The following is a 26,967-nucleotide window of genomic DNA, read 5'->3' on the forward strand; positions in this document are numbered from 1 at the left end:
ATAGTTGTGTAAATTACTTAAATGTAAGCACAGGTTGCTTCCATTCCCCATGCGCATTTATTCCCGTCACTGGGTCGACGCACTATCAGCGTGGAAAAAATCAACGCGATGATGGTCCTCGTGAACGTGATTAACGCCGACATCGGCTGATTAAGTGGATGAAATATAACGATAAGCCACGCCTTTTTTTGCGTTTTCGATGCCCAGAAGCGAACGCGTGTCGGCAAAGCATTCGCAGCAAGGTTGCAAGGACGTAACTGCGATGTTACAACATTCTTTAAGACTTTTTGACGTGTCTTTCCAGGGGACCAAACATGGCCAAGTCGCGCAATCCTTCCTCGCAGTTCCTCGACGATGCAGCAGCAGTCGCAGCGGCACCCGATGAAATGGCCACCGTCGGTGTCCCGAACGGAGAGAATGTGGTTCCGCCGCTCGCCGTTGATGGGCCGACAAAGAGTGCGCATTCCACGGACTGGGTCGCTGCGAGCAGCGACACCGTCACGACGCCCGCAGGCCCGGCCAATCCATCTGTCCCGGCTCCCCCAAACGCCACTGACCGCTCTCACATCGTCGGTGTCGACGGGCTGGAAGATTACCTGTCCGAGAAGAGGTCCTACGATTTCGGCGATGATCACTTGATCAACACGGCAGCCATCCACGGGAGCCACGATGACGGCCATGACCCAGACGCCGGTTCCGACGGCAATCGCCGCGCCTCGACGGATGGTGCTGGAGACGGGGGACTGGGCGACCTGGATACCTCTGTCGCAGACGCGCACAAGCCGGTTGATCACCATGCCTGGGAAGACGAGACTTCCTCGGCCGTCGATGCTCTTCAGTATGGTTTCGCTCGCAAGGTCGCCGACGAATTCAATGACCCGGCGTTCAGAGAGAACAATCAGCTTTCTGGACCCGATCTCTGGCATGATCATTCTCGTGTGCGAGGTTCAGCCGAGAACTATAGCAGTTCTGGCGGTGCGTATAATGATCAAAATTACCTAGAAAAATCTGAATATAATTATCATGTTGCTCAGTTTCAAATTGAGGTTCAATCAGTTCAGCCAGCAGAAATAAATCATCTTTCAACCAATTTTTACAGTGATGATCATTCGAGATTAGTAACGGCTCCGACCGCTGATGATTTCATCACGGAGTTCAGTCAAAGCGCTTCTTGGTCTCAGCCTGTTCTCGGGACTGAAGGCGCAGACACGTTAGACGGTCGGTCTCTGCCCTTCATAGATGGCACCTACGTTTTTTACGGCTATGGCGGAGCTGATCTCATTATCGGCACATCATCCAGCGACTCTATACTCGGCGGTGAGGGAGGTGACATATTCATCGGACGTGGGGGCTACGATACGATCAGCGGCGGGAATGGAAAGGATTTCATTTCATATCTATATGACGGCGGTAGCTATGGAGTCCTAGTCAACTTATCCGGCCAAGATTTCGGGCTGTCAAACGGCAACGTCTTGCACACGAACCAGATCCTCGACAGCTACGTTGCTATGGACACTGTCGATAGCGTCGAGATGTTTGGCGGAACCAACATCGCGGATTATTTTCTTGCTACCAGCTACACGGGCGGCCCTCTCGTGTTCTTTGGCTATGGCGGCAATGACACGATGCAAGGTGGTGAGGCCTGGAGTGGCGACACGATCGACGGCGGGAACGGTGCGGACCTGATTTACGGCAATGGTGGCGATGACGTCCTTTACGCTTCTCAAGGCACCAACGACCAAGCCATCGATACGTTGTACGGCGGCGACGGATACGATTTCCTGATCGGCGACGCATGGGACCTGTTGTATGGCGAGGGCCAAGGCAACACCCTCCAGGGGGGGATCGCCGTCTATACCGGGGCTGATCCTATCAGCGTCGATCTTGCAAACGGCATCGCGCTCCACGGCGGCTATCAGGATGTTTTGATTTCCCTCTCTGGAGTAAATGGCGGTTCCGGAAACGATACGTTCATCTCTGGAACCTACGACGTCACCATTAATGGCGGCGCTGGCAACGACACCTTTTATGGAAGCGCTGCCAACGACACCTTCAGGGGCGAAGCAGGCTATGACATCTTCTTCGCATCGGGCGGCAACGACTATTACCAAGGCGGTTCAGGTGGCGGGGATGTGGGCGGCGCAGTCGATTACAGCGGCTGGACACGTGGAATCACAGGCGATCTCCAGGTGGGATCAATCAACAAAGGCGACGGGCACCTTGATCTGCTCCAATACATCTACGACATCGCGGGGACAAGTTTCGACGATGCTATCGCGGCTCAAGACTTGGACGTCAGCAACTGGTTGGCGGGGATGTCCGGCAATGACACGCTTGATGGCCGCGGCGGCGACGATCGACTCTATGGCGGCGCCGGCAACGATTTACTTCTGGGCGGAAGCGGCAACGATCAACTCGATGGTGGCTCGGAGAATGACGTGCTCGATGGCGGTACGGGCGCCGATACGATGGACGGAGGCGAGGGATCCGATGTCTACTACGTGGACGATGTAGGCGATGTCATCATCGAGCAGGGCGTTCAGGGCCGGGATACAGTCTATACGAGCATCAACTATTCGCTAACGAGCCAAGGGCTCGATGATGCCATTGCGACGGGCACCTCTGCGGTCTCCCTCACGGGCAACACCAACAATAACGCTCTCACGGGTAACGCTTCCGCAAATACGCTGGATGGCGGCGCGGGCTCGGACACGCTGGATGGCGGCAGCGGCAATGACAGTTTGCTCGGCGGCAGCGAGGCGGACTCCCTCCTCGGCGGTGACGGAAACGACACGCTCAACGGCGGGACCGGGGCCGACACTCTGGACGGCGGGAGCCAGAACGACAGCCTGATGGGCGGGACTGGCAACGACATGCTCCGCGGGGGCGACGGCACCGATACGTTTGACTATACGGCCGGCAACACGGTCGCTGGCGCGACCGGCGTCGATACGATGATCGGCGGCAATGGCGACGATACCTATTACATCGACGATCTCAATGACGTGGTAAGCGAGTTCAACGGAACGGGCGGCGGAGCGAACGACACCGTCTATATTTCCGTCGCCAATTACGATGCGCGCAAGGTCGATCCTCTCACGTCGTCGATCGAGCACGTGATTTTTGTCGGCAACGGCAGTCTCAATTATGCGCCGACCACGCCTGTCGCGATCGACACGGGGAACTTCGCGCTCGCCATCAACGAGAACGCGACCGGCGCAGTCGCCAAGATGAACTCCGTCGATACCGATGGAAAGATGGGACCGCTGCGCTATCACCTCGTCGATGATTTCAACAAGACGTTCTCTATTGACCCCGTCTCGGGTGTCATCACGCTCTTGAAGACGATCAACTATGAGGATGACGCCACGTTTGGCCTCATTATTGCCAACAGGGGCACCCCGCAGGAGCAGAGATACTTCAATCTCCAGGTCTATTCGGCCGAATCCTCGGCTGACCCAGCAGCTCTCCAATCCGACACGACGACGATCAAGATCCTGATCAACGACGTCAACGAGGCGCCCAACACCATTCGCGTCGCAAATGCGACGCAGCTCACGCTGCCGGAAAACACGACGTCTCTCGGCACGTTGTCAGCCATCGATCCTGACTCGGATGCGCTGTCATGGTCGCTGGACGCGTCCAACCCGGCCAACATCCTCGACATTTTCACAATTGCCTCGAACGGCGCCGGCGGCTTTCAGCTCAGCGCCAAGCCGTTCGCCTTGAACTTTGAAGATCCCTTGATCAAAAATGACACCGGGGGGAGCTACTATATTGTCAAGGTGAAGGTGACCGATGTTCCGACGGGGGGCAAGACGCCGCTGTCGGTCACGCAGGATATCAAGATCTATGTGACGGACGTGAACGATCCGCCGTCAGCGCCCAGCCTGAAGGTTGGTGGCACCGTCAGCGAAGACGCCGGAGGCGGTTCGTTCGTCGGCGAACTGACGGCAACCGATCCGGACGGGAACGCGGTTGGATTCACCTTCGCGAACGCAAAGGCGGGCAGCCTCGGAACCATCAGTGCAGATGGCCGCTTCGAAATTCTCCCCAACGGCAAGATTGTCGTCGCACAGAACGCCAATCTCGACGTCAGGCAAGATACGCCAACCTCATACAACATTATCTCGAAGGATACGCTGGGGGCGTCGACGACGGGTTCCGTCATTCTGACCATCACTTACGTCAACCACGAACCGGGCCAACCTTCCTTGGCGGGCGGATCTGTGCTTGAGACTGCCGGGCCGGGAGCCTTTGTCGGAACCTTGTCAGCCACCGATGTGGATGGCGATGCCGTCACGTATCAATTCACGAATGCGAAAGCGGGCAGCCTCGGCAAGCTCAGCGCCGACGGGCGCTACGAGATCAAGCCGGACGGGACGATCGTCGTTGCCCAGGGCGCGAACTTGTCGGTCGATGACGATACGCCCACGGCCTATGGAATCAGTGCCATCGATTCTCATCTTGGGATCACGACAGGCCTCGTCACGATCACCATCACCAATGTGAATCACGCTCCCAATGCCCCAAGCTGGGCGGGCGGATCGATTCTTGAAACTGCCATCAGCGGCAGCCCCGTGGGCACGCTGACGTCGACCGATCTGGACGGCGATGCGGTGCACTTTGTCTTCGCCGACGCAAAAGCAGGGTCACTCGGCAAGATCAGCAAGGATGGGTTGTTCGAGATCCTCGCGGATGGGCGTGTTGTCGTCGCCCAGAACGCGGATATTCACGTGCAGGACGCCACATCCCTGAACTACGATGTGCTTGCCGTCGATAGGCATAACGACACCACGCCCGGTTCCATCCGGATCGACATCGACAACGTCAACAACGCGCCAACTGCGCCAGTTTTGACGCGTGGCACCGTATCCGAAACCGCAACCGGGGGGGCGGCCGTCGGAGCCTTGTCGGCGACTGATGTGGACGGCGATTTTTCCGAATTCATTTTCGCCGACGCGAAGGTCAATTCCAACGGTCGCATCAGTGCGGATGGGCATTTCGAGATCCTCGACGATGGCTCCATCGTGGTAGCGGTCGGAGCCGACCTGACGGTCAACAGGAACACGACCGTCCCGTATGAGGTCATTGCGGTCGACACGCACGGTGGAACCACCCACAGCGTCGTGTCCATCCAGATCCTTGACACCAATCCGGCCAATGTGCGTCCCGATTCATTGAAGTTCAGCGATACGACAATCGAGGCGACCGTCGCGGAGAACCTGCGTGGCGTTAACATCGGCACGCTCGTTGGTCACGATCCGGACAATGCGGAAACGAGCCTGAAGTATAAACTTCTGGCTGATCCCAGCGGAAGGTTTGAGGTCGTCGGCAATGTCCTCAAGTTGAAGGAATGGGCGGCTCTCGATTGGGACTCGCTTCCGGCGGACCATAAGTTCTACGAAGTCAGCGTTAGCGTCACTGATCCGCAGGGCCTGTCGTTTGATCAACTCTTCAAGATCAAAGTTGGCGATGATCCGGCAGACGCGCTCAACCACAACCCGACCAGCCTGACCTTCGTGTCACAGAGAACCGAGGCGACCATCGAAGGGGGTATCGACGGAGCGATCGTAGGATTGCTCATCGGCACCGACCCGGATGCCAACGATCTCGGGCTGCTGCGGTACGAAATTCTGTCCGACGGCACGCACAAGTTCGATCTATCGCCGACAACAGGGCTGTTGAAGCTCAAGGACAACGAGCAGCTGGCCAACGGCGACTACCACGTCACCGTGCGCGAATGGGATGCCCATGGCGGGTTCTTCGATCAGGAACTCACCGTTCATATCGTGCCGACAAGCGCGTTGAATCATAAGCCTCACATCGACGTTAAGCCACAGGGCAACACCACCTGGTCGATCGATGACGTTGGCACGGTTGCGCCATTCCGCGATCTGTTCATTTGGGATGCCGAGGATGACGCTGCGACCCCACCGCACATTATGAGGGTGGACGTCGTATTCGGGACCGGCGTTGAAGGCGTTTTCGAGAATTTGCCTGACATGAATAACCTTCCGACAGGCGTCAGCTTCTCGTACACGCCGGGCAACGGCTTCCTCACTGTCACGGGAACGCGCGACCAGATCAACGCCATTGTGCAGGGGCTTCAGTTCAATCCCACCGATCGTCCGGTTTCCGATGGCCTGCAGGGCATCAAAATGACCGTCATGGCGATCGACTCGGAAGGCTTGATGGAAGCCAAGGACGTGACAGTTCGCGTCACATCGACCGGCCTGCAGAACAATTCCCCGACCGTCGTCGTCGATCCGCAAGGAAAGATCGATTGGTTGGTGGACGACACGTCGACCATCGCGCCCTTCCAGAACCTGACATTCGTCGACCCGGATGCCACCGACAAGTTGACGGTTCGGGTTTTCCCGAGTGGAGCGGACGGCCACTTCGAGAACGTGCCGGATTCCCTGCACCTGCCGACGGACATCGATTCCATCGATTATACCGCCGGCATTCTCACCGTGACCGGGACCCAGAGCGCGGTGTCGCTCTTCCTGCGGGGACTCTCCTTCAATCCCGACAATCACGGCGATGCGCGCGGAACGCATCATACGACCACCTTCGCCGTTGACGTGACCGACGTCCATGGTGCCACCGACGGTATCCAAGTCACGGTGGATGCCACGACAGGCAATCACGCGGCGACTGTCACATCCCTCGAAAGCTGGAAAAACCCCGAGGATACGGGGACGGGCATTCCGTTGATGTCCCTCACGGCGGTCGACCAGGATGGCGACACGATCGTGGGCTTCCGTCTCGATAACGACGTGGGCGGGCTCTTTGAAGTCAAGAAGGCCGCGGACGGGTTCTGGTATGTCTACGCGAAGGGCCCGCTGGACTACGACAGCGATTCCCGGTTGCACGAAGGTGGGCTGGACGCGGACGGCAAGGTCATCAAATGGTATGAAGCCTCCGTGTCCGTGTTCGACGGTGTGGATTGGTCTTCGTCACAGCCGATCAAAATCATCGTCACGGATGTCAACCCTGACAACACCGCCCCCGAAATCAGGGTCGCAGTGAACGGCACAGCGGAATGGCACATTGAGGACACAGATATCGTCGCGCCCTTCCGCGACCTGATTATTTTTGATGCGGAAGATAGCGTCAGCGGTGGCACGATGTCCGTCCATATCGAACTGAGCAATGGAACCAGCGAGGCTGGCACCTACATTCTACCGGACCCGACCGCATACTCGGTTGTCCTGACGTCTGACCCGAACAGCGGCTCCGATGATCCATTTATGCTGGACCTACGGGGCACCGCTGAGAACATCACCGCCTACCTGAACGCGGTGCGCTTCAACCCCGTCAACCACCCAGATCAAGTCGGGCAGGTCGAGCACAACGACTTCAGCATTCAGGTCACCGATTCCAAAAACGGCACCGCCATCAAGCACGTGACGGTTGACGCCACTGCGTCTGGCAATGCGGTGGACAACGCGGCGCCGGTGATCACCATCGCCGGGGATGGCAAGACGGGTGCGACGGACCGCGGTGGCGAGGTCAACCCGTTCCTCAACAAGGTGACGATCAGCGATGCCAATGCGGACGACATCCTGACGGTGACGATCTCGTTCAAGGACGATGACGGCACGTTGGGCGGTCTGACGACCATGCCGCTTGGCCACAAGGACGGTCAGACGATCACCTACACGTTCAGCGGAACGGCGGCTGAGATTAAGGAGATCCTCGATCATCTCACCTTTGATCCGAAGGACCGGGATGCGTCGAGCCCGGATCCGATCGCCACGACCTTCACCATCACGGTGAACGACATTCACCACCCGTTCCCCGCGACCGACAGCCACATCCAGGTGGTCACCACGGTCAACGGCCCGAGCACCAACGACACCATCTGGCTCGTCAACAGCCAGAGCGACATCGATTTGGTCATCGAACCGCTCGACCAGGCGGTTGGTGGGTTCGACAAGGTGATCGTATCGATCAACACGTATGTCCTCGACAACACGATCGGCGTCGAGACCATCGAGGCTGCGGGATCCGTCCTTAACGGCATCAGCCTGACGGGCAACAACCTCGCCAACACGATCATCGGCAGCAAATTCGGCGACATGCTCGATGGCGGCGGCGTCGGGGGCGAGACGGTGGCGGGCAGGCACGACATCCTGCAGGGCGGTCTGGGCGACGACACCTATGTGGTCCACGATCAGGGCAGCATCATCAACGAGGATGCGGGCGCCGGCACGGGTCACGACACGGTCCAGCTCGTGGGCATGCACTTCGACGCCGCCTGGAGCAGCTATACGCTGGGCGACAACCTGGAGGTGCTCGATGCCTCCGGCTCCACGGGCGACGTGACCCTCATCGGCAACAATGAGGACAACCGCATCCTGGGCAACGATGGCGCCAACACCCTCGTCGGCGGCATCGGCAACGACACGCTGGACGGCATCCACGGCAACGGCACGGCCGACAGCCTGAATGGCGGCGCGGGCAACGACACCTACTTCCTTCACAGCAAGGACGACGTGGTCTCGGAGATCGCCAGCGATGGCACCGATGCGACCGGCCACGACACCGTGCGCTTCGACAACGTGACCTTCGACGCCGCCTGGACGAGCTACACGCTGACCGCCCATGTGGAGGATCTCCAGGCCAGTGGCTCGAGCGGCGAGGTGACGCTGATCGGCAACGACGAGGCCAACCACATCACGGGCAACGCCCAGGCCAATACCCTGGAGGGCGGGCAGGGCAACGACACGCTCGACGGCGGGGCGGGTGCTGTCGATCGCCTGGTCGGCGGGATGGGGGATGATCACTACATCGTCCACAACGCCACCGACATCGTGGTGGAGGCAGCCGACGAGGGCGCCGACATCCTCGAGGTGTCGGGCGCCACGGCCTACCACCTGGCGAAGGGCATCAGCATCGAGACCCTGATGGTGTCGCCCACCAGCACAACGGGCGTGCATCTGACCGGCAACGACCTCTCGGCAACCCTGCTCGGCGCCGGCGGCGACGATACCCTCGACGGCGGCTTTGACGGCCGCCAACTCCAGCACACGATGAATGGCGGTGCAGGCAACGACACCTATATCATCACCCAGAAGGGCGACCTCATCGCGGGCGAAAAGGACGGTTCCGGCAGCACGACCGCCAACGGCGATCATGATGTGGCGTTCCTTTACACCGGTCAGTATGCCGATCAGGCTGATTTTGATCACTGGGCCGATATCTACCGGGCTGCGGGCATTGAGGAAGTCTTCTCGATTGCTGGTGTTCCGACGGATACGGCGGACACCGACCCAACGACCGTTCTGCTGTCGGACAACTCGATCCGCGAATACCCGCTGGCAGACACCTTCATTGGCGAGCTCTCGACGGACAAGGCGGGAAGCTATGTCTACAAGATCGTCACGCGGGACGCTCAAGACAACGAGGTGCTGGTCGATTCGGACGGTCGCTTCAAGATCGTCGACGGTCAGCTCTTCAATGACACGCGACTGGGTCTCGACTTTGAAACCCAGCGCGATTGGTCCCTCACCATTCGGGTCATGAAGACCGGTCACACGGATCCGGCTGACTGGCATCTTGACAGCCAACCCTTGACTATCGCGCTGCGTGACGTTGCGGGGGAGAACATCACGGGGTTGGACGCCTCAGAACGTCTGATCGCCAACATCGGCAATGATGTCATCAAGGGTTTTGGCGGGAACGATACCCTTGGGGGCGGTCTCGGCAAGGACGTGTTGACGGGTGGAACCGGGAACGACTTCTTCCTCTTCGACAAATCTCCGACTTCTGCCAGTTCGGACACGATCGTTGACTTTACGGCTGGGGAAGACCAACTGCAGTTGAAGGCATCGGTCTTTCGGCTCGGCGCTGTGCGCGGTGACCTCACTGCAGACAAGTTCATCCTCGGGTCGGATGCCACGCTTGCGACCCAGCGCCTGATCTACGAGAAGACGGCCACTACCGCGAAGCTCTACTACGACGCGGATGGCAGCGGGGCGAGCCTCAAGGTCCTGGTCGCACAGTTCACAACCATCAAGCCAACCCTCGGCCTCGCAGACTTCGATATCATCGCGTAGGGCCGGGGGGCGTCGATTTTGCATCTAGACCATCCATTAAACGAAATGATATAGCATATTCACCTCACGTCCTTGGAGTAGAACCATGACCACCGTTAACCTCAATATCAGTCCTATTGCTGGCTCTTCGACACAAGTCAGCGGGAACGCCCGAATGCTTCAATTCGGCGAGAACCCGCGGCAGGGAGAGGTCATCGGTGTCTTTACCGGCTTCTTAAATGCAACCGACAAGGCTGCGGCCGTTTTCGGCGCGGTGGATCCCGGAGACGATCTTGGACGGTTCGAAGTTGTCAAGGCAACGACTGCAGACCCCGATACCACCAGGCATGCGTGGGCTGTTGGCGACTGGATCGTTCGCATCAAGGCTGCGACGAACGCGGACGGAACGTCGAAATTCGACTACGAAGATGTCGCTAGTGTTTATTCGAACGCCTTCCAATTCACCAGTACCACCTCGAATACATACATTGCATCTTTCGACGTGGTGATTCAGGACGTGAACGATGCGCCCACCCATGTCGTCCACAATGGAACTGCGGTTGCAAGCGGGGCCCTCGCGGCCAATGTTGGAACGCTCTCTGCGACCGACCAGGATGACGACTTCAACGGAGGCGGCGTTCTGCATTATGCGATCGATACGGGTCTGAACAGCGCTCTGTTCGAAGTCGGCCCCAACAATATGTTGAGACTCAAGACCAACACTTCTCTCAGCTATGCGGGCGCACCAAAGGTGGAAACCGACGGACGCCACTACTACGAGGTCAACGTCAAGGTCACGGACGAAGGCGGGTACGACGAAAATAGTGCACAGGTTCCCGCTACGGCGAAGTCAAGCATTGAAACAGTCAAGGTCTATGTTGCGCAACCGACCAACACGGCACCGGGCACGCCGACCTATACGGCTGTGTCGGCTCTGTCTGAGAACGGTGCTGCGACTGCGGATATTTCGATTGTGTCGTCCATCGACGACAACGTCGGCGGGACGAGCTTGTCGTATGAGATCGTCACCAATCCCGGCAATCTGTTTTCGATCAATGCCACAACGGGCAAGCTCTCATTTGCCGGTGGCGCCGACTATGAATCGACGACGATTGGACTGAAGACCGAGAATGCGGGTCAGGCGAACGAGAAGAAGTATTTCGAAGTCGAGGTTCGCGCCCGGGAGTCTGGGACAGGCGGACTCACGTCTCCCATCACGAAGGTGAAGGTCTATCTCGACGATGTGAACGAGAAGCCGACGGATCTGACCTACGTGCTGTCGTCGGTGCGTGAGGACGTAGCATCAGGCCAGCAGATTGCGGCGGCACCGACTGTCGCCGACCCGGATACGGTCGCGGCCAACCGGAATTTCACCTACAAGCTGGTGAATTCGGCGGATGCCAACGCAACGGACTATACGGGCACCAACTTTGCCATCGACGCCGCGACGGGCGCCATCAAGGTGGGAGCGGATGGCCTTCCGAATGTCGATGCATCAACCGTCTCGCATCTGTTCGTCAAAGTGACCGACCAGGGCGGCACAGGCCTATCCTATATCAAAGCCGTCGATATCACCGTTACGCCGCTGGCTGCGACCAACACGGCACCGGGCACGCCGACCTATACGGCTGTGTCGGCTCTGTCTGAGAACGGTGCTGCGACTGCGGATATTTCGATTGTGTCGTCCATCGACGACAACGTCGGCGGGACGAGCTTGTCGTATGAGATCGTCACCAATCCCGGCAATCTGTTTTCGATCAATGCCACAACGGGCAAGCTCTCATTTGCCGGTGGCGCCGACTATGAATCGACGACGATTGGACTGAAGACCGAGAATGCGGGTCAGGCGAACGAGAAGAAGTATTTCGAAGTCGAGGTTCGCGCCCGGGAGTCTGGGACAGGCGGACTCACGTATCCCATCACGAAGGTGAAGGTCTATCTCGACGATGTGAACGAGAAGCCGACGGATCTGACCTACGTGCTGTCGTCGGTGCGTGAGGACGTAGCATCAGGCCAGCAGATTGCGGCGGCACCGACGGTCGCCGACCCGGATACGGTCGCGGCCAACCGGAATTTCACCTACAAGCTGGTGAATTCGGCGGATGCCAACGCAACGGACTATACGGGCACCAACTTTGCCATCGACGCCGCGACGGGCGCCATCAAGGTGGGAGCGGATGGCCTTCCGAATGTCGATGCATCAACCGTCTCGCATCTGTTCGTCAAAGTGACCGACCAGGGCGGCACAGGCCTGTCCTATATCAAAGCCGTCGATATCACCGTTACGGCTCTCAACACGGCCCCACCTGCTCCGACCGGCAGCTTTGACGTGCTGGAGACTGCACAGGTGAATGCCCTCGTCGCAACGCTGACTGACAAGGACGCGGACGGCCAACTCATCACCTACACGTTCCAAGGAGGCGGGTTGACGAGTGCCGACGGTCGTTTCGTCATCTCCGGCAATCAGATTAAGGTGAATGCTGCCTTGCCCGATGTCGACGCTGCCGGCAGCAAGGTCGACTATAGGATCTTTGCATCGGACGGGACGCTGTCGACTCCGGGCACGGTGAGCGTGACGGTCAAGAACGTTGCCCCCGGCAACAACGCACCGTTCAATCTCCAGCTCAACGCCGGCGCGGCGGTGACGATCGACGAGAATGACGGGACGTTCCAGGGCGTGTTGACCGCGTCTGACGACAGCGGCCAGCAGCCCACCTGGACCCTCGACAATACTGTGGCGGGCACCGCCAACGCCAAGTTCCAGATCGTTGGCGGAACTCTCAAGCTTGCGGCGGGCGCAACGTTCGACTTCGAATCGCTTCCCGCCGGCCAGAAGTTCGTCACGGTCGCCGTGAAGGCGACCGATGGCGGTGGTCTGTCCGAAGTCAAGACGTTCACCATCAACATCAAGGATCTCAACGAGGCGCCGGAAAGCGTCAAGTTGAACAATGCGACAGCTGTCGCACTGGACGAGAACAAGGCCACCGATTCAGTTGTCGGGACACTGACGGCGGTCGATCCCGAAGGAAAGGCGGTCACGTTCGCCCTGAAGGACAGCGCCGATGGCCGGTTCAAGCTCGATACGACCCACACGAAGATCCTCGTGGCGGACGGCTCGAAGCTCGACTACGAGGCGCTCGCCACTGGCGCCAAGTACTATGACATCACTGTCACGGCGACCGATGCTGATGGGATGGCCAAGGAACAGGTCATTCGAATCAACCTGAATGACCTCGCCGAGGGCAGCAACCACGATCCGGCTGCAATGAAACTCTCCGGAATCGGTGCCGCGGAATATGCAGCCGTCGGAACAGAAGTCGGCCAGCTTTCCGCAACGGATGCGGACGGCGACACCCTCACTTACGCCCTGCTCGATAATGCAGGCGGGCGCTACTCTCTCTCCGGCAACAAGATCCTGGTGGCGGACGGCTTCAAGCTCGACTTCGAGCAGGCGAAGTCCAATGCCATCTCGGTCAAGGTTACGGACGGCAAGGGCGGCTCGCTGACCCAAACGATCGATGTGGCTGTAATCGACGTCAACCCTGAGGTCACGACCGGCACGCTTGCCGCCGACTACTTCAAGGGCGGCGCCGGTAAGGACAAGCTCGGTGGCAATCTCGGCAACGACAAGCTCTTCGGTGGTCTGGGCAATGACATCCTGACGGGAGGCAAGGGCAAGGACGTGTTCGGCTTCGACACGAAATTCAACAAGTCGAAGAACAAGGACACGATCAAGGATTACAGCGTCAAGGACGATTCGATCTGGTTGGAAAACGACCTCTTCAAATCGAACAAGGTCCTGTACGCCGCGATCAAGAAAGGAACAGGCCTGAAGCCGATGAAGATGAAGTCGAAATTCTTCTCGCTCGATCATGCGAAAGACAAGGACGACTTCTTCGTCTACGACGCGACGAAGCATACGCTCTCCTATGACGTGGACGGATCTGGTGGGAAGGCTGCCGTGGCGATCGCGACCTTCACGAATAACAAGGCACTGGCTCACTTCTCGGGCAGCGAGTTGTTCTTCATCTAGCCTGATAACGCCCCGCTCAGGCATTGCCTGAGCGGGATTCCTGTTCTGCGCGGAGGCAAATCGCTCATCTCGCGACGGCCGCAGAGGCTACCGACCCGTTTTGGTTGTCCGTCTTCCGTTATAACCTAGGGAGCCCGCTCAGGCACTGGTCCGAGCGGGCTCTTTGTTTCCGGTCGAGGCTCGCCAACGATCCTGCGCCGCGTTGCCGGTCGTCCGCGGTGGAACGGTTGCCCGCCTCGCTTGGGGACACACAGGAGCAGACTCAGAGAGCCGTCCAGCAGGCGCGTTGACAGCCTCAAGTGGTTGCGGCGAAAACTCAGGGCTGAGCCAGAGTTCGCCTCTCAGCGGGCAAACTGGTTCGGTTGGCAACGAGTGCCACGACGCGCGAGACCGGTCCCTGCGTGCGAGCTGTCTCGACGAGCCCCCCCACATACGCCGTGCCCGCAGCCCTGGAATCCCGTCGTTCTGGTTGGAACGATCCCGTCGCGCCGCACTGGCCGAGCCCAGAGTCAATCGGCATGCGGACTTTCCCCGATGCTCTGATGCGGGATTTAACTGACGCCGCGTCGCGTGGATGTTCTAACGGGTGTCAAACGCAGGGAGTTGAGTGAAACGCAGGGTGGAGCGTCTCGCGCTTTCGCTGCCTCCGTAGGCAAAGGATTCTGACCGCACGGGCACCGACAACCGTTATCCGTCGACGGGATGTATGGTGCTGAGGTCGGATGCCAACCGGCGCAAACCGCCCGAGCGGCACGACCGATGGAAAGACGTGCACACGCGCGTCAGTCGCCCGTCGGCAGCAGGCGTATGGGAACGGGTCTCGTCAACCTGATGAAGGACCGCGGCAACCGGTCCAATATGCCGCGCTAGACGCTGCTTCGGACCTGCCAGCAGGCGATCAAGGCCAGGGTTCCGGCCAAAAGAGGTCGAGCGCGATCCGGCTGTTGGGTGTTTCCAAGCAGCATTGGCGACCGCAATCCACATGGCCGCCGATGCCCTAGATCGGCCGATGCGCTCCACCCTCGCGCCGGCCAGAGCCGAGAGAGCTGCTCGCGCCTCCACTGATCGACGGCATGACGCGCTGAGCCTTCTCGCCGACCGGGCTTACGATTCCGCAGCCGTTCTTCAGCGCATCGCTCTCATGGGTGTTGCGGCGACCGTCAACCCGGTCACGAGAGAGCTCAATCGCCGGGGATCAGGCGCATGACAGGCAACGCAACCGCATCGAACGCTGTTCAGGATGACCACGCACATTCGGCGCTTCGCCGCACGATACGATCGGCTCGACAGGCAATTCATCGCAGTCACACATCTCGTTGGCGCTCTCATCTGGTTCCGGTGAAGGACGATCCAACCGAGGGGCTTGCTCGACACTTTGCCTTTCTGCCGTCGCTCGTTGGCCACAGATGGCGGGTGCGACCACTGGCGCTCGGCGGAGCACGTCCTTTGCGTTCTGGCCGGCACAGGCCGGTGACACCACGTTGGAGGAGGACAGTCGAGGGGATGGCGCGTCAGCTTCGCATCGTCGCGCGCTGGCAGCGGGCCCACCAAGCCACAATTGGCCCTCCGCGTGCAGGCGCTAGCGGTGGATGACGCTGCCGCAAAGGCATTGTCGTGGCGGGGTGAGGTCTGCCGGCGACCAGGTGGAGTCTGTTTCCGCCCTCTGGCAGGTCGACCGGATGCGCATGTGGTTCGCTGCGCGTTTCGCATACACCCAGGACAAAAGCATCGCGCACTACAAGCCACATGGGAGACCCGGGCGGGCGGGCCTCGTTTCTCAAGGGTTCCGACACGCATCAGGGCGCATCGCTCCAACGCTCCGCAGAGGCATGGATCATCGCAAGTCGCGGCGCGCCGGGCTGAGCTGGCTTAGAGAAACCTTTGGCAGGTTGAGCCGGGCAGGTGGGGGCGTTACTCCTATGTTCGACGCAAGTGTTCTGTCTCGCGCGAACGGCGCCGCAGCGCCCGCTCTGGCATCCCATCGCCATGTTCCAAGCAACGTGCGCCATCGCACAGCCGCCTCACAAGAAATTCCTATGACAGGTCTGCGACGAAGCGGGGCAAGGGCGTCGAAATACCTCTCTGAACAGGGAGTTGTGACGGCGAAATTGCGGGATTACAGACAGGTTTACGTTAGGTGCACTTCAAAATCGATTCGAGAATGATGGCGCACTGGCAGCTCTGGTCCCATCGATTGCTCGAAGCGAGTCCTTCCATCGCGGCCGGCTCCCTCTGCCCTGGGCCACCGTCTTTTCTTTTCAAAAGGTGAGCCGCGGCGCGGCCCCTCACTTTGCCCCACCAGGAGACGAGAGATGACACCCACCCTCTGGAACACCAAATCGAGCGTCCACTCCAGCACCGTCGCGGTTGATCACGGTTCGGTCTCGATGCTGGCAAATGGCGGCTATGTTGCCACATGGACCGAAAACTCGAAGATGTACTTCCAGCTCTATGACGGGCACGGGGAGAAAGTGGGCGGCGCTGTCGACACCGGAGCCTCTTCCATCAACGCCGCATCCTTCGCACGTGTCCAGGCCATCGATACGGATGGAGGCTTTGCCATCAGCTGGGTGAGCAGCACTAAGAATGTCGTCACGCAGAAATTTGATCTCGGAGGCGCACCGCAAGGTCCAGCCATCACCGTTGTGACCGGGAGCGACAAGCTGACTTCTCAGATTTCCGCCGCGCCAGACGGTGGTTGGGCAACGGTTTATGTCGAAAAGGTCGGAAACGCCGATAGCGTGAAGCTCAAGACTTACAGTGTGGATGGGACGGAGACGGTCTCCGTCGATATTCCGGCCGTTGGCGCGACGGCCCCGTCGGTTGCCTGGCTCGGCACCAATACGTACGGCGTGATTTACAAGACCTCCGCCAGCGCAACGCAGTTTTCCTTTAGCACCGTTGTCGGTTCAACCGTTACGAACGCGGTCGCTAAAATCCCTGCGACCAAGGCTCAGATCATCAGCTTGCTCGGCAACGACGGTCTCCCGAATGGCAAGTTCGTGGTTCTGGCCGAGAACGGGAACGTTGGGGTCGATGCCTACACCTATGTCGACAGCGACACCGTCACGCACGTAGCGATCGGCGGCGCGAAACTCGATTCGGGAGCTCCCAGCTACATGGGCGGCACAGCGCTTTACGATGGCGGCTATGCAGTCGTGTACAACGAGAAGACGACGACAGACGTCAATGGCAACATCTTCGTGAAGGTCGTCGACAGCGGCGGAAATGTTTCCGATCCGCTGCTGATCGGCAGTGCAGTCGGGGTTGAAGACACCCCGGCGATCTCCGAAATGGCGGACGGTCGGCTGGCGGTCACCTGGCACAACAACACGGTTGGGGCAGGCTTCACTGAAACGGTCATCGTCGATGCCCGCACAGCGGGCGTCGACGTGTTTGGAACGTCGCATAACGACATTTATGTGGGTACAAAGTTTGAAGACGTGCTGTCCGGCGTCGGCGGCGACGACGTTTTGATCGGCGGCGATGGCGCTGACGACATGCGGGGGGGTGAGGGAACTGATACGGCGTCGTTCCAATACGCGATCGGTTCTGTCACAGCCAACCTGAAAACCAAAGTCGGGACAGAGGGCGAGGCCGCTGGCGACACTTACGACGGCATCGAGAACCTGCTCGGATCGAAATCGGACGACACGCTGACCGGCGACGATGGGGTCAACAAGCTCGATGGCGGTGCGGGCAACGATGTCCTCACCGGCGGCGCAGGCGCAGACGCGCTCGTTGGCGGCTCGGGTATCGATACGGCCTCCTATGCCGGCGCTGCGGCGGCGGTCGTGGTTGATCTCGCCAACAACAAGGGCACGGGCGGTGACGCAGAGGGCGACACCTTTTCGGGCATCGAGAATCTCATCGGTACCGACCTCGCGGATACGCTGACCGGTGACGCTCAGGTCAACGTGATCACCGGCGGCGGTGGCGATGACATCATCAGCGGCGGCGCGGGCGCCGACGTCCTCATCGGTGGGGCTGGCAACGACACCTACACTGTCGACAATGCGGGCGATCAGGTCACCGAGGCTGCCGATGGCGGCGTCGACACGGTCATCACCTCCGTCAATTTCGCGCTCGGCCCCTATATCGAGAACCTCACGGGGACGGGTAGCACGGGCCTCGTGCTGACCGGCAACAGCCTCGACAATGTCATCATGGGGACGTCCGGCAACGACACCATCGTGGGTGGTGTCGGCGCCGACACCATGAAGGGCGGCGACGGAAACGACACGTACTATGCGGACAATATCGGCGACGTGGTCATCGATACGGGGGGCGTCGACACCGTCATCGTGTCCGGATCCGCGTCGATCACCAACTATTCGACCATCGAGAATGTGGTGGTCGGCGGCTCCGGCGGAAACGTTTCGGGTAATGACGCGGCCAATACGCTCACAGGCAACGGCTCGGCCAACGCGCTCTGGGGCTTCGGCGGCAACGACACGCTGATCGGTCTTGGTGGCAATGACAGCCTCAATGGCGGCAATGACAATGATCTGCTCCGCGGCGGCGATGGCAATGATGCGCTGAATGGCGATGCCGGCAACGACACGCTCTATGGCGGGACCGGCATCGACATCCTCAATGGCGGCACGGGCAAGGATATCTTCGTGTTCGACAGCAAGTTGAACAATAAGACGAACCTCGACAAGGTCGTGGACTTCAAGCCCGTGGACGATACGATCTATCTCGAGAACGCGATCTTCACCGCGCTCGGCAAGAAAGGCTCGCTGTCAAAGCCCGCAAAGCTCGACGCCGCCAAGTTTTATGTCGGTGCGAAAGCCCATGATGGCGACGACCGCGTCATCTATAACAAGAAGACTGGTTTTCTGTACTACGACAAGGATGGCAACGGCGGCGGCGCGCAGGTCGAAATTGCCGTGTTGAAGAACAAGGCAGCGCTCACGAAGGCGGACTTCCTGATCATCTGACGCGGTGTGACACGACAAGATGGGATGGCATCCCCGTAACCACGCGTGCCATCCCATTTCGCATCATGGCAGCCGCGTCTCGAAGGGTGTGGCAGGTCGGTGATGAGAACCAATCCCATTCTGACGGCATCAAGACGTGCGAGCGGGTTTGTCTGTCAGGTCATCCGCCCGATCCGCCGGTCCCGTCGCTCGACGACCCGCTAGCAATAGCGCGCGAGGCGAATGATCCGGCACGGATCGCCCGCCCGTGCGGCAGTGGCGTGCGGGGCTCGCACAAGCAACGCGTCAGACCTGGCCAGAACGGCGAGCATGGATGAATCCTGGACCGCGTGCGGCGTAACGACAGGCGGTCCCGCATCAGTCATGAGGAGTGAGGCGCGCATGTAATCCTGCCGGTCGCCATTGGCCGGGAGATCCGCGCCGAGAATCGCCCCCTCCGTTTGATCGCTGCCGAAATCAGGCCGCGCCAGCATCTTGTGAATGGCGGGCACGAGAAACAGGATCGCGCAGACGAGCGACGAGACAGGGTTTCCGGGCAGTCCGAGAAGGGCGGTGGAACCCAGCTGGCCGTGCATGAGCGGCTTTCCCGGCCGCAACGCCACGCGCCAGAAACCCAGCGCCATCCCGCGACGGGCAAGGGCCTGCTGGACGAGATCGTGGTCCCCCACGGAGGCACCGCCGAGCGTCACGAGCATGTCGGCGCGAGCCGTTTGCGCACCTGTGATCTTCTCATCGAGCGAAGAGAGTGTGTCGCCCGCGATGCCGAGATCGGTGACCTCGGCCCCGGCTTTCTCAGCCATGGCCACAAGGGCCGGAAGGCTGGCGGCGGTGATCTGATCCGGGCCCGGAACCTCTCCCGGCAGCACGAGTTCGTCGCCGGTCGCGAGGATCGCAATGCGGGGCCTACGTCGGACTTTCAGGTGACCGTGGCCCATGGCGGCTGCGAGAGCGATGTCGCGGGCATCTAAAAGTCGACCGGACGACAGCAGCACCTCGCCGGCCTTGAAATCGAGGCCGGCCGGCCGGATGTGCCGTCCTTGCGCCGAAGCTTCGAGGATCGAAACTGCGTCGCCGCCGGCCTGCGTATTCTCCTGCATGACAATGGTGTCGGCGCCTTCGGGGACTGGCGCGCCGGTGAAAATGCGCACCGCCTGACCAGCGCTCATCGATCCGGAAAATCGCTGTCCTGCGGCGCTTGTTCCCACAACGTTCAGTCGGGCAGGGATCGTTGCAAGGTCCGAAAATCGGACCGCGTAGCCATCCATCGCGGAGGCCGAAAAAGGCGGCTGGTCGCGCAGCGCCGCCACATTGTCGGCCAGAACACGCCCGGTGGCTTGAGACAGCGCCACGTCCTCGGCCTCGGTCGGTCCCGCAATTCCCGCAAGGACGTTCCGGAGCGCATCCGCCACCGCAAGGAGCGTCATGGCTTCTCGTAGGTCCCGGAGCGCCCGCCGCTTTTGGCGCGAACCTGCACGGCCTCGATGCGCATGCCGCGATCGGCGGCCTTGACCATGTCGTAGATCGTCAGGCAGGCCACGGACACCGCCGTCAGTGCCTCCATCTCGACACCGGTCTGGCCCGCCACCTTGACCTCGGCGGTGACGCGAACGCCCGGAAGGCCCTCGTCGAGTTGGCAGTCGACGGAGATCTTCGTGATGAGAAGGGGGTGGCAGAGCGGGATCAAATCATGGGTGCGTTTGGCCGCCATGATGCCTGCGAGACGCGCCGTGCCCAGCACGTCGCCCTTCTTCGCATCGCCCTGACGGATCAAGGCGAGGGTTTCGGGCTGCATCACGATGCAACCCTCGGCTACCGCCACCCGGTGGGTCACCGGCTTGCCGGACACGTCCACCATGTTGGCCTCACCGGTGGCATCGAGGTGGGTGAGGGTGGTCATGCGGGCTCGCCGAAGAGCAGGCGATGGGTGGCGGCCGCCACATCCTGCTGGCGCATCAGGCTCTCGCCCACCAGACAGGTCCTGATGCCGACGCGCGCGAGCCGGGTCATGTCTTCGCGGGTGAAGACACCGCTCTCGCCGACGATGATACGGTCGGCCGGAATCAGCGGCGCAAGTTCCTCGCTGACGGAAAGCGAGACCTCGAAAGTGCGCAGGTTCCGGTTGTTGATGCCGATCAGTTTCGTGCCCAGCGGCAGCGCCCGGTCGAGCTCGGATCTGTCGTGAACCTCCACGAGGACGTCCATGGCGAGCCCGTGTGCGACATCAATCAGGGCGCGCGCCTCCTCATCGGTGACGCTGGCCATGATGACGAGGATGCAGTCGGCGCCCCACGCGCGCGCCTCGTAGACCTGATAGGGATCGAACAGGAAATCCTTGCGCAGGGCGGGCAGGCCGGAGGCGTCGCGGGCCATTGTCAGATAGTCAGGCTTGCCCTGGAATGAGGGCCCGTCGGTCAGAACCGACAGACAGGTAGCCCCACCCGCCGCATAGGCTCTGGCCAATGCCGGAGGATCGAAATCCGGGCGGATCAATCCCTTCGACGGGCTCGCCTTCTTGATCTCGGCGATGAGGGCAGGCCGACCCGCCTTCAGATGCTTTTCGATGGCCGCCGAAAAGCCACGGGGCGCTGAGGCCGCACTGGCGAGGCGTTCGATTTCACCCTGTGGAACGGCCGCTTTCGCGGCGGCGATTTCCTGTCGCTTGTAGGCTTCGATGCGGGCGAGTACGTCGCTCATGGGTTCGGCCTCTTCGGGTCAGGCGTTCGAGGCTTCGACAAGGCGATCGAGGGTTGCGCGCGCAGCGCCGCTATCAAGCGCCCGTGCAGCCCGGTCGAGCCCGTCCCGCAGATCGGTGGCCTGCTCCGCAATGACAAGGGACGCGGCGGCGTTCAGCAGTGCGATATCCCGGTAGGGGATCCGCACGCCGTCGAGCACGGCGCGAAGCTGCGCGGCATTATGCGCCGGGTCGGCGCCCTTCAGGTCCTCGAGCCGGGCTATCGGCAGGCCGACCTCCTCGGGGGTGACGGTGAATCGGCGGATGCGGCCATCCTCCAGCGCCGCCACATGCGTGGGGCCGGTGGTGGTCATCTCGTCGAGCCCGTCGGAGCCATAGACGGCCCAGACCCGCTTGGAGCCCAGTTCCTTCAACACCTGCGTCAAAGGCTCGAGCCAGACTTCCGAGAAAACGCCGAGGAGCTGCCGGGAGACGCTGGCCGGGTTGGAGAGCGGGCCGAGCAGATTGAAGATCGTGCGGGTGCCAAGCTCCACCCGGACGGGCGCCACATGCCGCATGGCGGCGTGATGCGTCTGGGCGAACATGAAGCATAGCCCGGCCTCGCGCAGGCAGCGCTGCAGGCCAGCCGCTTCGAGTCCGAGTTTCACGCCCAACGCCGACAGCACATCCGCCGTACCGGATTTCGACGACGCCGCCCGGTTGCCGTGCTTGGCGACAGGAACGCCGGTCGCTGCCACGATGATGGCGGCGAGCGTCGAGATATTGTAGCTGCCGGAGTGATCGCCGCCGGTGCCGACAATATCCATGGCGTTTGCCGGCGCCTCGACCTTCGTCATCCGGCCGCGCATGGCCGACACCGCGCCGACGATTTCCTCGAGCCCTTCGCCGCGCACCCGAAGCGCCATCAGAAACGCTCCACTTTGCGCAGGCGTCACCTGGCCCGACAGAATGTCGTCAAAGGCGGAACGCGCCTCTTCGCGGGTGAGCGAGGCGCCGGTGGCGACCTTGGCGAGGTAGGATTTGAAGGATTCCATGAGGCTCAGCTTGCTGAAGAGGGGGCGCTCGCGCGCTGATTGTCGGGATGTGCGCGAGACCTGGCATTCCACGCCCCCGCAAGATCGAAGAAGTTGCGCATGATCGTCACGCCATGCTCGGACAGGATGCTCTCCGGATGGAACTGCACCCCGTGAAGGGGAAAATCGCGATGCGACAGGCCCATGATCAGCCCGTCGCTGGTCTGGGCCGTCACGGTCAAATCCGGCGGGCAGGAGGAGCGTTCGACGATCAGCGAATGGTAGCGCGTGGCCTTGAAGGGACCGTTGATGCCGCGGAAGACCGACTGGCCCCCGTGCTCAACTTCTGAAACTTTCCCATGCATCGGCAGGGGCGCGCGTGAAACCGTACCGCCAAAAGCCTGACCGATCGTCTGCAGGCCGAGGCACACGCCGAAGAGCGGGATCGTCGGTCCTGCGCGCGTGACGAGATCGAGGCAGATGCCGGCCTCGTTCGGCGTGCAGGGACCCGGCGACAGGATGATGGCGTCCGGGCGATCGGCGAGGATCTCGTCCGTGGTGATGGCGTCATTGCGTACCACGTCGACGCTGGTCACGAGCGGACCAAGCAGATGCACCAGGTTCCAGGTGAAGCTGTCGTAATTGTCGATGACGAGGACGCGGGTCATGACGCGACGTTTGCGTATGGGGAACGCGGGGTCAAGGGACGCGTCTTCATTGGCCGAGCCTCGCACGGCTTGCGAACCGGACCGCGTCCTCCGCCGCGCGAAACAGCGCCTTGGCCTTGTTGACGCATTCCTGCTGCTCGGATGCGGGATCGGAATCATAGACGATGCCGGCGCCGGCCTGCACGGCCATGCGCCCGTCCTTCACAAGGGCGGTGCGCAGAACGATGCAGGTATCCATCTCGCCATTGGCCCCGAAATAGCCGATGCACCCGCCATAGGGACCGCGCTTGTGCTTTTCCAGATCGTCGATGATCTGCATCGCGCGCACCTTCGGCGCACCCGACACGGTGCCGGCGGGAAAGCCAGCCACCAGTGCCTGCAGGGCGTCGTGGCGCGGGTCCAGGCGACCCTCCACGTTCGACACGATGTGCATCACCTGGCTGTAGAACTCGAGGAAGAATGAATCGGTGACTGTGACCGAGCCCATCTCGGCGACCCGACCCACGTCATTGCGGCCGAGATCGAGCAGCATCAAGTGCTCGGCGCGTTCCTTCTGGTCCGCGAGCAGCGAATCCGCATGCGCCTTGTCCTCGGCCGCCGTCGCCCCACGGGGCCGCGTACCGGCGATAGGCCGGATCGTCACCTTGCCGTCGCGCACGCGCACCAGAATTTCCGGCGACGAGCAGACGATCTGGAAATCCTCGAAATCGAGATAGCAGAGGAAGGGCGCGGGATTGATCCGCCGCAGCGACCGATAGAGCGCGAAGGCCGGAAGCGGGAAGGCGGATTCGAAGCGCTGGGAGAGTACGACCTGGAAGATGTCGCCCGCCCGGATGTAATCCTTGGCAGTGGCCACCATCGCCTCGAACTCGGCCGGGCTGGTGTTTGAGACCGGCGGCTCGAAATCGATCGCGCGCGGGTCCGTCCGCGTGTCGAGGGGCAGGGGCCGCTCGAGCGCTGTCGTCACCTCGTCCAACCGCAGGAGGGCCGACTCGTAGGCGGTCTTTGCCGAGACGCCCGGCTGGACGCGCACGGGCGTGATCAGTGAAATCTCGTCCTTCACCCCATCGAACACGACCATGACCGTCGGGCGGATCAGGATGGCGTCGGGAACCTGCAGCACATCGGCGTTCGGCTCCGCCAGGCGCTCCATCTGGCGCACCATGTCGTAGCCGAGATAACCGAAGAGCCCGGCCGCCATGGGGGGTAGCTCGTCTCCGAGCGGCAGGGCGCTTTCCTCAATCAGGCTGCGAAGGCTGTCCAGCGGCGAACCCGCGAGAGGTTCGAACGCACCTGTCCGCGCGAGGGCCTGCCGGTCGATGGAGGCGACGCCATCCTGGCAGCGCCAGATCAGATCGGGATCGAGGCCGATCATCGAGAAGCGGCCGCGAACCGCGCCTCCTTCAACAGATTCGAGCAGAAAGGCAGGGCCCCTCCGCTCGTGACGGAGTTTCAGAAACGCCGCGACGGGAGTCAGCAGATCCCCCACCAGGGTCGTGCGGACCACGCCGGATTCGCCGGCCGCGTAGGCTCTCGCGAAGGTGTCGAATTCCGGCATGGCGAGGGACATGGCGCTACAGATCGCTGTTGCCGGTCGCCTGTCTCAGCGCCTGCTGGTTGATGGTGACGCCGAGATCCTGGCGGACTTTGGCGATGTATTCGTTGATCAGGTCGTCCGCCATGCTGTTCTTGAGCTGGGTGGCCACTTTGTCGGCTTCCTGTGTCGTTGTGACGAAAGTGGGGGCCGTCGCTGCGGTGACCTTGAAGACCGCGCGTCCCCCGGCGCCATTGGCGACATTGCCGCCCTTGTCGACGGGCACGGCGAAGATCCGGTTGACCGCCTCGGCCGAGAGATCATCCTTGGCAGCGTTGCGCGCGAGGTCGTCCGCCTGTTTCACCGGGGCGCCTGCTTCCTTGGCAACAACGTCCATCGCCTCTCCCTTATCGAGACGTTCCGTCAGAAGCCGCGCCTTCTGGGACAGGCGCTGGGCCACTTCCTCATCGCGCCACAACCCGGCCACCTGCTCGCGCACCTCGTCCAGCGACTTCTCGCGCGCGGGATCGATCGCCGTCACATCGTACCAGACATACCCGCCATTGGCGACGCGCAGGGGCTCGTTGTCGGCGCCAAAATCGGAGGCGAAAATCGCCTTCAGCAGGGCGTCGCGTTCCGGCAGGGTGACCGCGGCGCCGGACTTGTCCAGGCCCGCATTGTCGACAGCAGGAATCTGCACGAGCGTCAGGCCCTTGCCCTTGGCGATTTCGGCGAGGGGGCGCGCGCCGGCGCGTTGGTCCTCGATCGCGTCATGGACGGCTTCGATTTCCGCCTTGGCGCGCGACTGGGCGAGTTCGGTCCGGATGTCTGCCGCAACCTCTTCGAAGGGGCGTACGGTCTCTGGCTGGATGTCGGTGACGCGCACGATGACCGGTCCGAAGCGCCCGGCGATCGGAGCGCTGACCGCGTCCTTGTCGAGCGCGAAGGCTGCTGCGGCGACGGCCTGGTCAAGCATCTCGGTCTTGGCGAATGTGCCGAGGTCGAGATCCGCCGGGGCGATGGCGCGCTCCAAGGCGACAGCGTCGAAGGTCGCGCCCTCTTTCATCTTGGCCGCTGCGGCATCGGCCTCCGCCTGGCTGGGGAAGGTCATCTGCTGCACGGTGCGCCGTTCAGGAGTGCCGAACTTGCCCTTTTCCTGCTCGTACCGGGCGCGAGCATCGGCCTCGGTGATCGAGGCGGGCTGGGCGAGGGTCGTGGCGTCGACGGCCAAAACCGATACCGCCCGGAACTCGGGCGCCTGGAACGATGCCTTGCGGTCATTGTAGAAAGCCTGGAGCTGCTCCGGCGTCGGCGCCGGGATCTCGCCCGCAGCTTCCGGTGTCAGCAGGAAGTAGGCGGCGGCGCGGCGCTCGCTGGTATAGCGGTGGAGGGCATCCTGCGCCGCAATCGGGACGGTGAGGTCGCCGGCTAGCGCCTCGGCCAGATGAATGCGCGCCATGGCGGCGCGCTGCTCGCGCAGGAAGGCGGGCTCGGCGAGCGAGGCATTGCGCAGGGCCTGATCAAACAGCGCCCGGTTGAACTGACCATCGGGGCCGCGGAAATTCGGATCCTCGAGGATGGACCGCGCCACGGCCTGGTCGGGCAGGCTGAGACCGAGGGCCTTCGCCTGCTCGGTCATCACCGCTTCCGTCACCAGATTGGACAGCACTCGCTGGTCGATGCCGAACGTGCGGGCCTGCTCCGGCGTGATCACCGTCCGGAACTGCCGGCCAAGCCGCTGCAATTCATTGGTATAGGCGGTGCGGACCTGGTCGACCGAGACCGGGGTCTTGCCGACCTGGGCCACGACGGTGGGCGGCGCATTGCGGAAAATGTCGCCGATGCCCCAGATGGCGAAGCTGATGATCAGAAACCCGAAAAGGATCGTGGCGATGATCTTGCCGACCAGGCTCTGCCCGGCGGTGCGTATTCCTCGAAGCATCGGTAAATCCGTTCCCTGAAACTCGTTACAGACGCCGATAGCCGATCAGAGGCGCGGCGAAAAGGGCAAGACGTGTTGAAAGACGCCCCTTGCCTC

General features: G+C 61.4%; 11 protein-coding genes and 1 pseudogene. 4 read left to right on the forward strand and 8 right to left on the reverse strand.

Features of this window, described 5'->3' with window-relative positions:
- Window positions 1-17: 17 nt before the first annotated feature.
- Window positions 18-926, reverse strand: coding sequence for a hypothetical protein (locus J4G32_RS21765; protein ID WP_246504946.1), 909 nt, complete (start codon window positions 924-926; stop codon window positions 18-20).
- 12 nt (window positions 927-938) lie between these two features.
- On the opposite strand from J4G32_RS21765, the pseudogene J4G32_RS22175 reads away from it, so the two are divergent.
- From J4G32_RS22175 to J4G32_RS10650, 4 genes and pseudogenes are all read left to right on the forward strand, one after another.
- Window positions 939-1,352 (forward strand): annotated as a pseudogene (locus J4G32_RS22175) (hypothetical protein); the annotation flags it as partial.
- A 120-nt stretch (window positions 1,353-1,472) separates the two neighbouring features.
- Window positions 1,473-10,067 (forward strand): hypothetical protein, encoded by an 8,595-nt coding sequence (locus J4G32_RS10640; RefSeq protein WP_246504947.1) that lies wholly within the window; start codon window positions 1,473-1,475, stop codon window positions 10,065-10,067.
- A gap of 154 nt (window positions 10,068-10,221) precedes the next feature.
- Entirely contained in the window at window positions 10,222-14,079 is a 3,858-nt protein-coding gene (locus J4G32_RS10645) for a hypothetical protein (protein WP_210490710.1), read from the forward strand.
- 2,312 nt (window positions 14,080-16,391) lie between these two features.
- On the forward strand, window positions 16,392-19,022 hold the full coding sequence (locus tag J4G32_RS10650) for a calcium-binding protein (protein WP_210490718.1): 2,631 nt from the start codon (window positions 16,392-16,394) through the stop codon (window positions 19,020-19,022).
- Between the two features lie 200 nt (window positions 19,023-19,222).
- On the opposite strand, the gene J4G32_RS10655 is transcribed toward J4G32_RS10650, so the two are convergent.
- The 7 genes from J4G32_RS10655 to J4G32_RS10685 are packed head-to-tail and all read right to left on the reverse strand — an operon-like array spanning window position 19,223 to window position 26,871.
- Complete coding sequence (locus J4G32_RS10655) at window positions 19,223-20,446, reverse strand: molybdopterin molybdotransferase MoeA (RefSeq protein WP_210490729.1); 1,224 nt, start codon at window positions 20,444-20,446, stop codon at window positions 19,223-19,225.
- Window positions 20,443-20,919 (reverse strand): cyclic pyranopterin monophosphate synthase MoaC, encoded by a 477-nt coding sequence (moaC, locus tag J4G32_RS10660; protein ID WP_210490749.1) that lies wholly within the window; start codon window positions 20,917-20,919, stop codon window positions 20,443-20,445. The genes J4G32_RS10655 and moaC overlap by 4 nt, the downstream gene beginning before the upstream one ends.
- A complete protein-coding gene (gene trpC / locus J4G32_RS10665) occupies window positions 20,916-21,716 on the reverse strand; it encodes an indole-3-glycerol phosphate synthase TrpC (protein ID WP_210490761.1) in 801 nt (266 codons plus the stop codon). Before trpC ends, moaC begins: the two co-directional genes overlap by 4 nt.
- 18 nt (window positions 21,717-21,734) lie before the next feature.
- Window positions 21,735-22,748, reverse strand: coding sequence for an anthranilate phosphoribosyltransferase (gene trpD, locus J4G32_RS10670; protein WP_210490773.1), 1,014 nt, complete (start codon window positions 22,746-22,748; stop codon window positions 21,735-21,737).
- A gap of 5 nt (window positions 22,749-22,753) precedes the next feature.
- Window positions 22,754-23,395, reverse strand: coding sequence for an anthranilate synthase component II (locus J4G32_RS10675; protein ID WP_210490782.1), 642 nt, complete (start codon window positions 23,393-23,395; stop codon window positions 22,754-22,756).
- Between the two features lie 46 nt (window positions 23,396-23,441).
- Window positions 23,442-24,965, reverse strand: coding sequence for an anthranilate synthase component I (gene trpE, locus J4G32_RS10680; RefSeq protein ID WP_210490793.1), 1,524 nt, complete (start codon window positions 24,963-24,965; stop codon window positions 23,442-23,444).
- A gap of 4 nt (window positions 24,966-24,969) precedes the next feature.
- On the reverse strand, window positions 24,970-26,871 hold the full coding sequence (locus J4G32_RS10685; RefSeq protein ID WP_210490797.1) for a peptidyl-prolyl cis-trans isomerase: 1,902 nt from the start codon (window positions 26,869-26,871) through the stop codon (window positions 24,970-24,972).
- Window positions 26,872-26,967 lie beyond the last annotated feature (96 nt).

Source organism: Microvirga antarctica, from assembly GCF_017921815.1.
In the GTDB taxonomy this organism is placed as follows: domain Bacteria; phylum Pseudomonadota; class Alphaproteobacteria; order Rhizobiales; family Beijerinckiaceae; genus Microvirga; species Microvirga antarctica.